Origin of the sequence: Dolichospermum circinale AWQC131C (assembly GCF_000426905.1) — a bacterium.
Lineage (GTDB): Bacteria > Cyanobacteriota > Cyanobacteriia > Cyanobacteriales > Nostocaceae > Dolichospermum > Dolichospermum circinale.
Map to the genome: position 1 here is coordinate 5780 of NZ_KE384639.1, position 14504 is coordinate 20283.

Here is a 14504-nt window from a genome sequence, read left to right on the forward strand (position 1 = left end):
CATAGAAACTTAAAAATAATAATTATTTCAGCGCCGCAGTACAAAGATTATTTGTTCATTAGGGTTTTTTCAGTAGCTTAATCTCGTCCCCAGTTTCCGACTGAGAGTGGTATTTAGAGGCTGTAATTCCCGTACAGACTGTAGAAATCAGGGATTTAACTAGTTAATAACCGCAATATCGAATAGCTATAACCAATTTTCAGAATTTTGTCCATAATCACCACAATTCCGATAGACTTGTGATATTTTACTTATTATAGGTGTGATACCATCACATCTAACACTTAAATAACAATAAATTGCGGTTAAAACCCTATAAATCCATCAATGTACAGTAGTAATCTGAGTAGTAATCTGAATAGAGATTGGAATAGCCAAAACTATGCTCTTCTGGAGCTTTCTGCAAAAGTAGAATACGCACTCCTAGCACTGTTAGAACTAGCCAAGCATTATGATAAAAAAGTTCCTCTGACCATAAACGAGATAGCAGCCAAACAACCCATACCAGAACGCTATCTGGAACAAATTCTCGCTCAATTACGACGTGCGGGTATGGTACAGAGTCAACGCGGCTCTAAAGGGGGTTTTGTGTTAATGAATGACCCGTGGCAAATTACGGTGCTGGAAATTGTCACTTTGGTGGAGGGGGAACGAAAGGAAAAAGAAAGCACTGAGACTCAAACCCTAGAGAAAGCCTTGATTTTAGAAATCTGGGCAAAAGCTAATACTGGCTCAATAGAGGTTTTACGTAGCTATACACTCCAGGATTTGTACCAGGAAACAGAGACTCGCACCCAAAATAGTCCCATGTATTACATTTAGCAAGAGGTTTTCAGCGATTTTACATTTATTTACACAGTTTGGTTTTTTCATGCCAAGTTACTGTTACAGCAAGTTTAGCTTGAATGAGGTATACCTTATGCGGGCAATATGCCCGGACTACAAGAGTTTTATCATTGTGAAGGTGCGTCAGATATCAAGAATCTGTTTATTTGCAAGATTTATGCAGTCTGACGCACCCTACAAATTGTTATCTTGCACTTTAAAGACAAATTAAAATGTAGAGAGACGAAGAGTAATTATGTTTGTGCAACTAATTTCCAACTTACCATCATTAAAATCCCATAAATAGTAAATCTTAGTGGACTCAGAGGGATAATCTCACAAAGTTTCGCACCGATAATCACTCCCGGAACAGAACCAATCCAAATTGGTATTACTAAATTTAAATCAACAGTTCCCAATGTCAGATGTCCCAAAGATGTAAATATTAATAAAATTGCTGCTTGAGTAATATCTGTACCCACTAATTTACGGGCTTCTAACCGGAAAAATGTCATCAAAACCAGCGCAAAAATAGAACCTGATGAAACGCTGGTCATACCTACACAGAAACCTAAAATTCCACCAATAATTACGGTAATCAAACGTCCTTTATTGGTGTTTACATTTAATTGTGGCAGTTCGGGTAAATTGATTTTGGGAAAAAAAGTCACTAAAAACATTTGTATTAGTGCTGTCAGCGTGACTATAACAATCATTACTCCTAACAACCGTAGCAACAGGCTATCTATGTGATGTTCTCCAGTCTTTCTTAGTTGGTATAAAACTGCTACACCCAGCAATGAACCAGAAACGCTACCCATTGCCAGCCATTTAACTAAATCCACATCAATGGTTTTTTGTTGCCAGTGTTTCCAACTCCCTACTACTTTCATTAAAGTAGCAGCTACAACATCAGAACTGATAGCAATAGACGGCGGTACGTGAAAGAAAAAAATCAACATAGGAGTGATCAGAGACGCGCCACCTATTCCTGTTATACCAACAATCATGCCAATAAAAAAGCTAAAAATGGGTAATAATAAGTAGTCCATATTCCTATTTAATAGTGTGTTTTAGTTGTGACGTGAAAATATTCAAGGATCACTTTTTCTATTTGGTGAAAATCCCTGGTGTAATTTTTCAAATTTGCATAAAATACTAAAACTAGATTGACTTACCGTAGTTTAACATTAAACTGATCAAAAGTCTAGTGTCAGTCTCTATAAATTAATCCATATTTTTATGATGATATTGCATAGTAGAGATGATCATAGAAACTACAGTTACGTGGGATTGTATTCTTCATAAAACTAAATAAATAGTCAATTGAGAAAATATGATATTCTAAATTTTGTAGCCTAATAAGAAGACGCAATTTATAGCTGTCTTATGGATATACCAGTCTTGGGAAAATAGATTGAAAAAAGAGGGCTGAAAATTGAGCATACTAGCATTTTCTTTACTAGTTTGGCTGGGGTCATTTAGCGCTGGCTTAGTAGGTGCATTAACGGGTTTAGGTGGTGGAGTTGTCATAGTTCCATTATTAACTTCCGTCTTTGGTGTTGATATTCGCTATGCGGTTGGTGCATCATTAGTATCAGTAATTGCCACATCCTTAGGTTCAGCTTCTACATACATTAAAAATGGCTATGCCAATTTACGCTTAGGAATGTTCCTGGAAGTAGCCACTACTATTGGCGCACTGATTGGTGCTTTACTGACAGTCCACGTGCCAGTAAAAATACTCTGCTTCATTTTAGCAGTTGTGCTAATTTATTCAGCATACCTGTCTCAACGACCCAGACCAGAACAAACAGAAATGATTGCACCAGATCCTTTAGCAGAATATCTGCAACTTAATGGTACTTACCCCAGTCATGACCGTGTAATACCCTATCAGGTCTATGCTTTACCTGCTGGCTTCAGTATTATGTTAGTAGCAGGAATCCTTTCCGGTTTATTGGGAATTGGTTCGGGAGCATTTAAAGTATTGGCTATGGACCAAGCCATGGGTCTTCCTTTTAAAGTCTCCACCACCACGAGTAATTTTATGATTGGTGTCACAGCGGCTGCTTCTTCCGGTGTTTATTTAACCCATGGATATATAGATCCGGCTTTATCCATGCCAGTCATGTTAGGAGTATTACCAGGTGCTTTTTTGGGTGCGCGAATCTTAATGGGCGCTAAAACCCAGATTTTGAGAATTATTTTCAGCTTTGTGTTGGTATTAATGGCATTAAAAATGGTCTATAACAGTCTCATAGGGAGTGTGTAATTATGTATAAATTAAATTCTGGTTTTCGGTGGACTTGTTCAACACAAATGGAAACAGAATTTGGAAACCTCGCTTTTAAACCGGAGGAAGAAGATTCTGATCTTCAACATTTATCAGAACAATACCTGACTCACACAATACAGAATTATCATGATCAAATTGTTAGCAATCAAAAACTGACAAAATCAACAACTGAACAAAAGTTAGAATACTTACTCAGTAAATTGCTTATGTATGGAGTGTTAATTGCTAGTTTTGTAGTATTATCTGGGGGTATTTTATACTTAATTAATCACGGCTTGGATATTGCTGAATATCAGGTATTTATAGGTACACAATCTCAATTTCACTCACCAACAGGTGTAGTCAATGCCGTTTTTGCGGGTAGTTCTCAGGGAATCATTCAACTAGGAATGTTAATACTAATTGCTGTCCCTATTTTGCGTGTAATTATCTCTTTATTAACTTTTTTGTTAGCAGGAGAATTTATTTATGTAATTATTACCTCATTAGTGCTTGCTAGTTTAACTTACAGCATAGTCGGGGCGTATTACTAATATAACTGACCTTAAACACATCAAAATATCATACAACTAATTTTAGGAGTTTAAAGTACCAAGGTGTAGAATAGCAATTGAGGACAAATCTAGCCTTGGTTTGTACCAAAATCAGCAGTTTGATTGTTCAGATGTGTATTTTTGTGTTGATATTTATCCTATCCCCCCGGATAGGATATGATGCTACGAAGTGAGAGAAATAATCTAGGGACTTTCTAGGGTTCTCTCCTTGTTTTGGTTATCTTGAGGAACTCATTGTGGTTGTAATCCCGGAAAAACTGCACGCTACCCATAGCCACGAGCATCTACCAACTAAAGACCGTGTAGCCGTGTTACTCATGGGCTATGGCGAAGTTGAGAGCTACGAAGATTTTGCTAATTATAACGAACAAGCTTTAAATTTACTGACTGCTAAATTCGCTCCTGTTCCTACTTGGATTTATCCCCCTTTAGCTAAACTTTTGGCATTATTTGATCGTCATGAATGGGGACACACACACCACGATTTTATCTCCCCACATAATGCTATCTTTGAAAGACAAAGAGCAGGTATTGAACACGAATTACAACATGAATGGGGTAGTGGTGTTAAAGTTTTCAAAGCCTTTAACTTCTGCGCTCCTTTTTTACCAAATCAGGTTTTAGCCGAAATTAAAAATCAAGGTTTTAGCAAACTGCTGATTTATCCATTGTTGGTGGTTGATTCCATTTTTACCAGCGGTATTGCCATTGAACAAGTGAATAATGCCCTGGTAGAATTAGCTGATGGTGATGAACATTGGATTAAAGCTCAAAAATATATTCCTTCCTTCTATAATGAGCCAAAATATATTGATTTAATGGCGCATTTGGTAGAAGAAAAAATTCATACTGATTTGTCTACAGGTTATTTACCTTCGCAAATTGGTATTATCCTCATGAATCATGGTTGTCCCCACAAAGCCAAAGGCTTTACATCAGGAATTGATGAAAGTCAAGCCATGTACGAGTTAGTTAGAAACAAGTTAATTAACAATTATCCGTTAATTTCTGTGGGTTGGTTGAATCATGATACCCCATTAATTGAATGGACACAACCAAATGCTACCCAAGCTGCTCAAAATTTGATTCAATTGGGTGCAAAGGTAATTCTATTTATGCCTATTGGCTTTGCTACAGAAAATCATGAAACTTTGTTAGATGTTCACCATATTATTCATGATTTGGAAAAACAACATCCAGATGTAGATTATTTACAAATGGCTTGTGTGAATGATCATCCCCAATTTTTAGCTATGGCTGCTGAATGGGCAAATGTACATATTGCTGAGTTAATGGCAACAGAAGGAATGGCTGTTAATTCACATTCAGTTATTACTCATCATCACCATCATCATTAGCAATTAGGGCGGTGAGAAACCGCATCTAAACAAACCAGGACTTACACAATTGGCACATTCGTAGGGTGCGTCAGATATCAACAATCTGTTTATTTGCTGGCATCCAGTCTCACGCACCCGACAACAGATTTTTGGTGTGACACTTGTGTAAGTTCTATTATCTTCAAAATTTACCCATCTTAATTGATTCTTTGACTGCTTAATTTGATGCCAAGGTGTTAATTATCACTAGATTAATTTATCAATATTATTGATTTACCTCTATACATAAATCATTCCCATCAGCGAAAAAGTCATGAAAAGTTAAATAATCCATAAGTATAGCTAAAATCGTCAGTAAGGTGAATAACATAGATCCAATATTTTTCGATGTAGGTCTTAAATGGAATCACTAGAAAAACAAATTCTCACCTTAACCCAGAAAGTTAATGCCATCTATGAAATAATTGCCAGGTTGGATATGCGGCTATCCCAAGCCTTGTCAGATTCATCTTTGGAGAAATTACCAGCCATAGAACATTATCTGGAAAAGAAACAGCCTCAAGGGTCTAAGTCCAAAGAATTGGAGCATAAAGATGTTTTAACAGATTCTATGGTCTATTCGGACGCGAATTATCAAGCCAGAGATAGACAAATCACCCCAGAAATTCAAATTCAACGGTTAACAACCCAGTTAACCGCAGCTTATCACCGTATTGCAGCCTTAGAAGAACAGTTACTTAGGCAGAGGATTTCTTAGTTTCTGGCTGAGTTTTTTGGTTGGTGCTAAGTTTTTCCATTTGTGCTTCTATAGCCGCTAACAGTTGATTTTGCTGCCAATTTTCACCTAAGGAAGCAGCGATACAGGCCGCACCAGCACCAACACCTTCTTTCACAAAACCCCTTTCATAAGCTTGAAGTTGGGGATATCGAGAATTAGCAAAACTCAATTTTGTTGCTAATAAAGGAGGAATGCTGTTTTTACTGAAACTCTGGGCTAGATCAATTGTTGCACCGGTAGGATCTTCCGCTACCCAGCGAGTTGTACCAATGACAATTTCTGCGGGTTTCCAGGATAAGGCGTATGTGTGGGCGATCGCTTGAATTAAAGCATATACCGCCAACATTTGCGTACCTCCACCCAATAATACCCCACATTTTCGACTAGCAGCGATCGCCATTCCCGCTACTACCACTTGCATTGGATCTCCTACCGCTGCTACAAGTTCTAAAGGATCAACTGAGGATGATATTTTTGCCAATCCAGTCTGTACCAAATCCCATTTCTGCTTATGATTACACACAGCATGACTACTATTAACCTTACCAACCGCATCAATACCCAACCCAGTTAAAATAGCTAAAGCTGTTGTCGTTCCCCCAACGACGCACTCACTTAGAATTAAATAACTATTAGCAGCATCACAACTTAATTGAGAACCCCAGCGTAATCCCTCTGTTAACAATTGTTTAACCGTACTTATATCCATAGCCGCACCCTGACTTAAACACCTGGCGGCCATACCACCTAAATCTATTAATGGTACAGGTGGGATATGTAATAATCCCGCATTAAACAGGTAAACAGGGATGTGTAAATTAGCCACCACCGACCGGGAAATCAGCACAGGAGACGCGCCCGAAGTCAATGGAGGGAGGGGATACTTAGGGTAATATTCAGCCCCGTAATAGAGAAATTCTGCATCAGCGCAAGCCGTATATTTGCGGTCTTCTGGAGTTAAACCAGCCGCAGAAATACCGGGAATTAAACCAGTTTCCGTGAATCCTAAAACACAGGCAAATATTGGTAATTTACCTTGATAGCGATGCAGCCATGCTTCTCCAAGAGCTACCTGTGTGTATATATTAATCATAATCCATTAACACCTGTACCCAACGTGGTGGCCGGGGAATAGAATTACCAACAGCGTCCAAGAGTAACCAAGCGACAAGGTGGACTATAAATAGGTAAATAAAATTATTAATAAAAATTAAAGCGATCGCTCCTAATTGAATTAATAATAAATTGGGAGTTGTCAATATTTCCAAGTGTAAAAAAATCCAATTAATAATTTCTGTTACTTGGTTAATCACATAAACCCATAGGTCTTCACCGGATAACAGAGATAAAAACCACAGTCGAAAAAACACGCCTACAGTCCCCAGCAAAGTCCCTAAAATGATAGAAACTATCCACTGTACACGACGATGCCAAGTAGCCCCTAATAACACACCCATAAAGGCAAAAGGCATAACAAATAACAAACTGCGAACAGGTCCCATTAACACAGCCAATAGTAAACCAGAAGTGACTGCGGCCATCCAAGCTGCACGGTTACCCCAACGTAAATATACTAAAGCGATGGGTATAGGAAAAAGTACCCGTAATACTGGACCTAGAGGGAAGTAAAAATTAATAAACCAAATTAAACTCGCCGTACTAGCTAAAAAAGCCGTTTCCACCATTCTTAAAGGACTATCAACACTGAGACATTGATACTGTAATTGGCTTTGGGTAGGAGATGCAAGAGATGGATCTGCCTCTGGTTCTTCTGGTAGGGAATCAACAATACTCATGGGGGGGTAATTAAATTAAACTATGGTTTTGCCAAAGCTGGTCAGGAATAGTTGGATGTGTGGTTTTTTACTTATCTAGATGTGATATCATGTCTGGTTGAACACTGATCATATCTGTTGAGGCTGGTAATGGGTAATTGGTAATTGGGAAAAGGCAATACAATGATCAACTATATCGTCAGTAATTGGGCGGACATGATGTTAGAGGTAATTGATCAATGTTAATATAGCGCAAAAACCTACCAAAGAACTTGTATTTTACCATTAGCGTTCTACTAGATTAAATATCACAAAAATTTAGCAATTATGGCATAATTGTCAAGGAATCAACAGCACCGTACCACCTTTAAGAATAAATGTATAATTAAGTAATTTTCAGCCAACTAACTTCCGTACTTATCAAGTTTTACACATTAACCTCCAATTTTCACTCAGGTAAATTAACGTGACTTCCCATACTGATGAAATTCAGCAACTAATTGCAGATATTGATCACTTACTGTCCCACAGTAGTCAAGGTCTTTCTAAATTCCTGTCTCACCAAAAACCAAGGGAAAAAGAGATTCTACAACGAGTACATGACTTTTTAGTTCAACTCAGCCAGAATCAAGTATCAAAGGATCAAATTCCAGACGAAACAAATCAGCCATCGGCCACAAAACCGTTTTCATCTTTGTTGACGCAATTTAACCAACAGAGTCATTCCTCGACCGTCTTTGAGTCTACTTTAACCCCATCAGAGCCAAATCAGATTTCAACAGAAAGCAAACAAGAACTGACGGTTTTACTTCAACCCTTACAAGCGGAATTATCAAGACTATTAGCAGAAAGAGCCAGTCTGATCCAGGAAATTAGACAATTAGAACAAAAGCAACTGCAAAACCGTTCCGTTGGTCAGCAGTTCGTAAACCAAGAGCAGATTATTTCTCAATTCCTAGAAGTCCTCATGAGTCGCTTGGACGCGCATTTAAAATTAAACGCTAGTCCTATAATTAATTCTAATCAACAGAATTTAGAAGCTATTACTGCTGCTATTCAACCCATTTTAGAATCAGCAGAACGGGTAGAACAGTTAGCAAATTTAGCACGTAATTTAGATCAACGTTTGCTTTCCTTAGATGGAACTGTAAATATTGTTTTTGAAGCTCTAGAACGCAATATTAACACCTATTATCATTCCCTATCCCAAGCACTAGCAAAAATGCACAATCAGGGGATGCAAGGTGAACAATTAATGGCAAATTTCCTGAATAATTTAACTCAATATTTACAACAGCAATCCCTAATTAGTGAGCCATTGATTTCTATTGTCAACCCTGATATAGCAGAGTATCCAGGGTGGGAAGAATTAAAGAAAATACCAGATTTATCTGGAGTAACTTCTGCGGAGGAAATAACATCAGTTTCTCTGGAAACAGAGTTATTACAGGAACAACCAAAATCTGCAAATGAGTTAGACTTAACAAGTTCTGATCAAGTAGATGATCTTTATGCAAGTTTCTCTAATCCTCAAACTTCTTCACCAGCAAATTTATCATTTTATCATGATCCTCTGCTCGGAGAAGATAGCAATTTATCCACCACTTCTGAAGTTGTTAGCGATGATTTACTAACAGTTTCTATCCCAGCAGAACCACAAGAAGATTTGCTGTCAATTCCAATCAGTGAATCACCAGATGATCAAAACTACAATGATCAAACAATAATTTCTGATACTGCTCAAGAAAGTAAAGCCACAATTGAATTAGAACCAAATAGTACAGATACAATTGCAATTTTAACTGACTTATTGGTTGATCATAGCAATGAAGAAATCTCGTCAGAAACATCAAACCTATTGGATAATCCAGAAATTAATCCAGCAGATACCTCTGTGGTGACATTACCAACAACCACGGAAAATGAAAATCAGAATTTGGGTTTTGATAACTATATTTCTACTATTTCTACAGCTTTAGAAAGAGATTTAGTATCTTTATTGGATAACTTTGATTCATCATTAGATGATGATCAGAAATCTACCACTAATACTAATTTAGATGTTCAAATTGCTGATCAGGAAGTAAATTCAGATTTAACAACTGTAGCCAACATAGAAGAGAAAAAAGAAGATGTTTTCCCAGCTTCAATTACTAGTCAGCAATCTCCAATTACCGCTATTCAGCCCCCAACCCATGGTGAAAATAATGATGTTTCTCCAGACGATACTTTAAATTCTATTTGGTATTTAGGAATTGATGTAGGAACAACCGGAATTTCTGCGGCTTTATTAAATCACTCCAAATTAGTAGTTTATCCAATTTATTGGTCAGCAGAAAACCCAAATAACAATACTGATTTTCAGCAATCATTTCGTTTACCTGCTGAAGTTTATTTACCTACAAATGCAGCTAATACTCAGGAGAAAAATGGAGAATCACCCTTACCCCAATCATCAGTTCCCTATCATCTTTATTCAGCACAATTAAAACCTTATTTACAAATAGCAGTTCCCTACCAGCAAGAACGCCAAAAATGGGAACCAATGTTACAATTAAATCAATTTTCCGCAGGTCCATTAATTTGGATCATTAGATCCCTCTCAAAACTACTCTTAACTTTAAGATCCAGTCAAACCAGCACCACACCCGCTTTAATCGCTAATGCGGTGGGTATGAATATAACAACTTTCTCTAAAGTGATTAAAAATATTGCTGGTGTAATTTGTACTTGTCCTGCTAATTGGACAGAACAATATCGCTTTAATATCCGGGAAGCAATTCTTACCAGTCAACTCGTCTCCCATCCTCAACAAATCTTGTTTGTCGAAGAAGCGATCGCTACTGTACTACCAGAATTAGATAGTGTCAATGGCCAATTGATCCAAATTAGCGAAAATCAAGGTTTACAACCTTTAAAAACTACTGATTACCCTGTGATTGGTAATACCTTAGCTATCAACATTGGTGCAATATCTACAGAAATGACACTAGTAGATATACCAGCAAACTTGGGAGAATTAACACACAAAGATTTCATGCTTCACAGTTTCACCTATGCTGGGAAGGGCATCGAACAGGATATTATCTGTCAGTTACTACTACCACCGAAATCCCGTCAACCTCGCCAAGCTGGACAAGATGATCATGAATCTGCTAATATTAATCCTTGGCATTGGCAACCTTCAATTCCTGGTTTAGACGAAATGCAATTTTCTAGTTTGAGTTTAGAAGCATTGACATTACCTAAAGTGGGAGAACCAGATACACAAGCGCGGATTCGTCTCCAGCAGTATTTAGAAAGTTCCATTCTGGGACAAGCATTATTAGATGCTGCTTTGGCCTTAAAGCTGATTTTACAGCATCAAGAAACCTTTACCCTAGAATTTGCTGACCAGAGTTGGATATTAAAACGCCGAGATTTAGAAAGTCAAGTTTTTGTCCCCTTTGTCCGTCGTCTGAACCGAGAACTAAATAAATTATTAGTAGCCCGTGGTATTCCCACCGGAGCTATTAATCAAGTTATTGTTAGCGGTGGTGTAGCCGGTGTGGGTACTATTAACCGTTGGTTGCGGCAAAAACTGCCTAATGCTAAGATTATCCAAGACTTATATCTTGGTGAAAATGGTACTCCCAATTGTAGTCGGGTGGCATTAGGTTTAGCAATGTTACCTTTACATCCCCAAGTTCTAGACATACCTAAGCAACAATACACAGATTATTTCTTATTTTCTGAATTGCTGAAACTATTACCTGAACGTTCTTTATCTTTTGGTGAAGTCTTGCAGTTGTTTGAAAGTCGTGGTATTAATACCCGTATCTGTCAACAGCGATTATTAGCCTTCCTGGAAGGTGAACTACCCCCAGGTTTAATTCCCACTACTACAGACAACCTTTGGCTGACTCATAACTCCCAACAAAATCCTGACTACAACGCCATAGCTTCTGTGTCCTCCGGTATATCACCTTTATTTGAAAAACAAGGTAATCTTTCCTATCGTCCCAATTCTCAACAAGTCCAGTTGTTAGTACGTTATTTAGATAACATAAAATCCAGTACCGTTCAATCTCTAGAAGAACCTTATAGTTATCTTTTGTACAGTCAGGTGTAAAAGGTAGGCCATGGGTAATGGGTAATGGGTAATTGGTAATAGGTAATGGGTTTTATAAAACATTACTAAAACTGATTAATGTATATAAATACAACAATGATTTGTATATTTGTTGACATTAATTAAATTATTAAAGTGAGGAGTAATCATGAAATCATTAGTTCGTTGGGGCGTAACTTTAGGTATTGCGGGGACTGTGATATTTGCGGGAATATCAGGAATAAATAACTCCCAAGCATTAGCTTTACCACAGGAGCAAGTAGTAAAAACATTACGGGAAGTACCAGTATTTACCTTTGTTAATTCTCAAGGAAAATTTTTAATTATTTCCAGAAAAAATCAATCCAAAACTATTTCCGAAATAGGCTTTTTTATTAGTAAGCAAGATGCTCAAAAATTTCTCGAAGGCAAGCTGAAAAAAGAAAATCCTCAGTTAGCAAGCACTATCCAAATAAAAACCGTCTCCTTAGCTTACTACTATAACCTGGTGTTAGAAGGTAAAAATAGAAAAGATTCCGAGGTAATTTTTACCTTAGTACCCACAAAACAACAAGTAGACTCAGCTAAAAGTATTTTAACTTCCAGTGGGAAACCTGTTCAGCAATTTAATGGTGTTCCTTTATTTGTACCGAAATTTAAACAGGGAAATAACTATTTGACAATTTCTATTTCCCAAAGTAATGAACCTTACATTCCCTTCTATTTCGATAAAGAACAAGCAGTGGCTCATTTAGAAGCCTTCAGAAAAGCCAGACCACAGGAAGCAAAGAATACAGAAATTCAAGTGGTAGGTTTAGATGGAGTCATTAACACACTCAATAGTAGCAAAGACCCCAACACTAGTAAAATTTTGTTGTTTCCCTCACGAGAGTCAATAGAATTTCTTCGTTCTCTACCTTCAAACCAACAAAAGAAAAAATAATCCCCAACCCCGAAGCCTTATCAGCAGTATTGATAAATTGGAGTATAAAAAACCAGACATTTTTAATGGTTGACTAATTTACCCTATTGTGTAATAGAAATCATAAGATATGGTTTCTCAAACTGAATAGCCAAAAACCTCTAATCTCCAACTTTGCGTCTTTGCTCCTTAGCGTCTTGGCGCGAAACATAACTCATACTACCATAAGGCAACACCAAATCATCTTTACCCGTAATATTCAGTATGTTAGAGCCAAATCAAATAGTTTCTGGTTTAGAACTTTGGCAGTGGCGCAATGCGTCTATTCAGTCCGCTACAGCATCGGACATAGCTCCAATGGAAGTAGATTGGCTATTACAAACAATTACGAGTTTAGACAGATTAGCGTTGCGGTTAGAAACTTTCAAGAATTGGGAACAAATCCCCATACAATTGTCTTTAACAGAATTAGAGCAATTGTGGCAAAAGCGATTAAATGATCGTTTACCAGTGCAGTATATAGCAGGTATGACATCTTGGCGCAAGTTTCAACTCACAGTTAACCAAGGAGTCTTAATTCCCAGACCAGAAACAGAAATGTTAATTGATCTAGCGATCGCTGCTGCTGATGATAACATGAAAGCAGGACACTGGGCGGATTTGGGAACTGGTAGCGGAGCGATCGCTTTTTCCATAGCTGAGGTATTGACAAATGCCACAATTCATGCTGTAGATATTAGTGCTGCTGCGTTAACAGTAGCCCAAACCAATGCTAAAAATTTGGGTTTTAGGGACAAAATTCAATTTTATCACGGTTCTTGGTGGCAACCCTTGGAATTTCTTAAAGGTCAATTTAGTGGTATGATATCAAACCCGCCATATATTCCCAGTGATACTGTCCTCACTTTACAACCGGAAGTAGTTAAACACGAGCCACATTTAGCCTTAGACGGTGGTAAAGATGGTTTAGACCATATCCGTCATTTAATCACAGTTTCCCCCGATTATTTGCGTCCTGGTGGGGTTTGGTTGGTGGAAATGATGGCGGGACAGGCAGAAACCGTGGTCGAATTGTTAGAAAATCATGGTAGTTATAGCCATATTTCCATTCATGCTGATTTAGCCGGAATTGAGCGCTTTGCTGTAGCTCGTAAAAATATCTAAATCAGGGTTGACAGGATTTAACCGATTTTATTCTAATAAAAGAACACCAATTGTGGGCGTGTTCCCATAAAAGTGGTTGCAATTAGTCTTGACATTTTTCAAACTCTCAAGACCTGTCCTTCTGTAATCGAGCAACAATACCAACAAAGAACACAATAATGCCTGCTAGTACAACGTATAATAGTGGATTAGAAATATCTAGATAGGTAATCTTATCGTCACCTTGAATTAATTTAGAATCCTCCATTAATTCCACCAAGTTGTTGGAAACGAATAAATCCAACATCCAAGCAACGAGTAAACCCAACCAGAACCATATTATATAACGAATAAATTGATATATTCGTATACAAGCATTGTCCGGCCATCCCCAACTTTTTTCTTTTACAAGCTCAAAGTTACCGCCTCTAAGTAACCAAGTTGCTACTTGCTTTACTAAGGGGTTCTTTCTCTTGGGATGATAAGTTAAATACTCAATATGACTTAGTAAATGAATTAATTCGGCTTTATAAGCTATTTCGATTGTTTTTTTCCCCCGATAGTTTTCTAAGTCAAAATATTTGGTTTTATCTGCCACAGGATCAGTAGGATCATAAACATTAATCCATTCAAAGTCCTTAGAAAAAACAGAGTTATCCTTATTGATAGGAACGATAGCTGGCCAAACCACCGCAAATTTACTCAAAGGAGAACCATACAGCACTTCCCGGTGTTATGAGGTACAGTAACAACAATTAGTGAACCAATTTTTTAAATG

General features: G+C 37.5%; 12 protein-coding genes. 8 read left to right on the forward strand and 4 right to left on the reverse strand.

What is annotated here, in order from left to right:
• Positions 1–327: 327 nt before the first annotated feature.
• Positions 328–822, forward strand: coding sequence for an RrF2 family transcriptional regulator (locus ACIR131C_RS0117935; protein ID WP_035372430.1), 495 nt, complete (start codon positions 328–330; stop codon positions 820–822).
• Between the two features lie 257 nt (positions 823–1079).
• Here ACIR131C_RS0117935 and ACIR131C_RS0117940 read toward each other — a convergent pair whose 3' ends face one another.
• Positions 1080–1877 (reverse strand): sulfite exporter TauE/SafE family protein, encoded by a 798-nt coding sequence (locus ACIR131C_RS0117940; RefSeq protein WP_028091304.1) that lies wholly within the window; start codon positions 1875–1877, stop codon positions 1080–1082.
• Between the two features lie 386 nt (positions 1878–2263).
• On the opposite strand from ACIR131C_RS0117940, the gene ACIR131C_RS0117945 reads away from it, so the two are divergent.
• The 4 genes from ACIR131C_RS0117945 (at position 2264) to ACIR131C_RS0117960 (ending at position 5775) form a co-directional block, all read left to right on the forward strand.
• A complete protein-coding gene (locus ACIR131C_RS0117945; protein ID WP_028091305.1) occupies positions 2264–3100 on the forward strand; it encodes a sulfite exporter TauE/SafE family protein in 837 nt (278 codons plus the stop codon).
• 2 nt (positions 3101–3102) lie between these two features.
• Positions 3103–3657 carry a DUF1634 domain-containing protein gene (locus tag ACIR131C_RS0117950; RefSeq protein WP_028091306.1) on the forward strand — a complete coding sequence of 185 codons (555 nt, stop codon included), beginning with the start codon at positions 3103–3105 and terminating at the stop codon, positions 3655–3657.
• 257 nt (positions 3658–3914) lie between these two features.
• On the forward strand, positions 3915–5036 hold the full coding sequence (locus tag ACIR131C_RS0117955; protein WP_028091307.1) for a ferrochelatase: 1122 nt from the start codon (positions 3915–3917) through the stop codon (positions 5034–5036).
• Positions 5037–5418: 382 nt separating this feature from the next.
• Entirely contained in the window at positions 5419–5775 is a 357-nt protein-coding gene (locus ACIR131C_RS0117960) for a hypothetical protein (RefSeq protein ID WP_028091308.1), read from the forward strand.
• On the opposite strand, the gene cobT is transcribed toward ACIR131C_RS0117960, so the two are convergent.
• Positions 5756–6889 carry a nicotinate mononucleotide-dependent phosphoribosyltransferase CobT gene (gene cobT / locus ACIR131C_RS0117965; protein ID WP_028091309.1) on the reverse strand — a complete coding sequence of 378 codons (1134 nt, stop codon included), beginning with the start codon at positions 6887–6889 and terminating at the stop codon, positions 5756–5758. The two genes, ACIR131C_RS0117960 and cobT, sit on opposite strands and share 20 nt — an antisense overlap.
• On the reverse strand, positions 6882–7592 hold the full coding sequence (locus tag ACIR131C_RS0117970; protein ID WP_028091310.1) for a DUF2232 domain-containing protein: 711 nt from the start codon (positions 7590–7592) through the stop codon (positions 6882–6884). Before ACIR131C_RS0117970 ends, cobT begins: the two co-directional genes overlap by 8 nt.
• Before the next feature lie 445 nt (positions 7593–8037).
• Between ACIR131C_RS0117970 and ACIR131C_RS0117975 the strand changes: the two genes are divergently transcribed.
• The 3 genes from ACIR131C_RS0117975 (at position 8038) to prmC (ending at position 13747) form a co-directional block, all read left to right on the forward strand.
• The gene (locus ACIR131C_RS0117975; protein WP_035372432.1) at positions 8038–11682 is read left to right on the forward strand and encodes a coiled-coil domain-containing protein; all 3645 of its coding nucleotides are present in this window, start codon (positions 8038–8040) and stop codon (positions 11680–11682) included.
• Between the two features lie 148 nt (positions 11683–11830).
• A complete protein-coding gene (locus ACIR131C_RS23255; RefSeq protein ID WP_035372433.1) occupies positions 11831–12604 on the forward strand; it encodes a Tic22 family protein in 774 nt (257 codons plus the stop codon).
• Between the two features lie 243 nt (positions 12605–12847).
• Positions 12848–13747 (forward strand): peptide chain release factor N(5)-glutamine methyltransferase, encoded by a 900-nt coding sequence (gene prmC, locus ACIR131C_RS0117985; RefSeq protein WP_028091312.1) that lies wholly within the window; start codon positions 12848–12850, stop codon positions 13745–13747.
• A gap of 106 nt (positions 13748–13853) precedes the next feature.
• Here the strand turns inward: prmC and ACIR131C_RS0117990 are convergent, their stop codons facing one another.
• Positions 13854–14450 carry a hypothetical protein gene (locus ACIR131C_RS0117990; RefSeq protein ID WP_196811804.1) on the reverse strand — a complete coding sequence of 199 codons (597 nt, stop codon included), beginning with the start codon at positions 14448–14450 and terminating at the stop codon, positions 13854–13856.
• Positions 14451–14504: the final 54 nt, after the last annotated feature.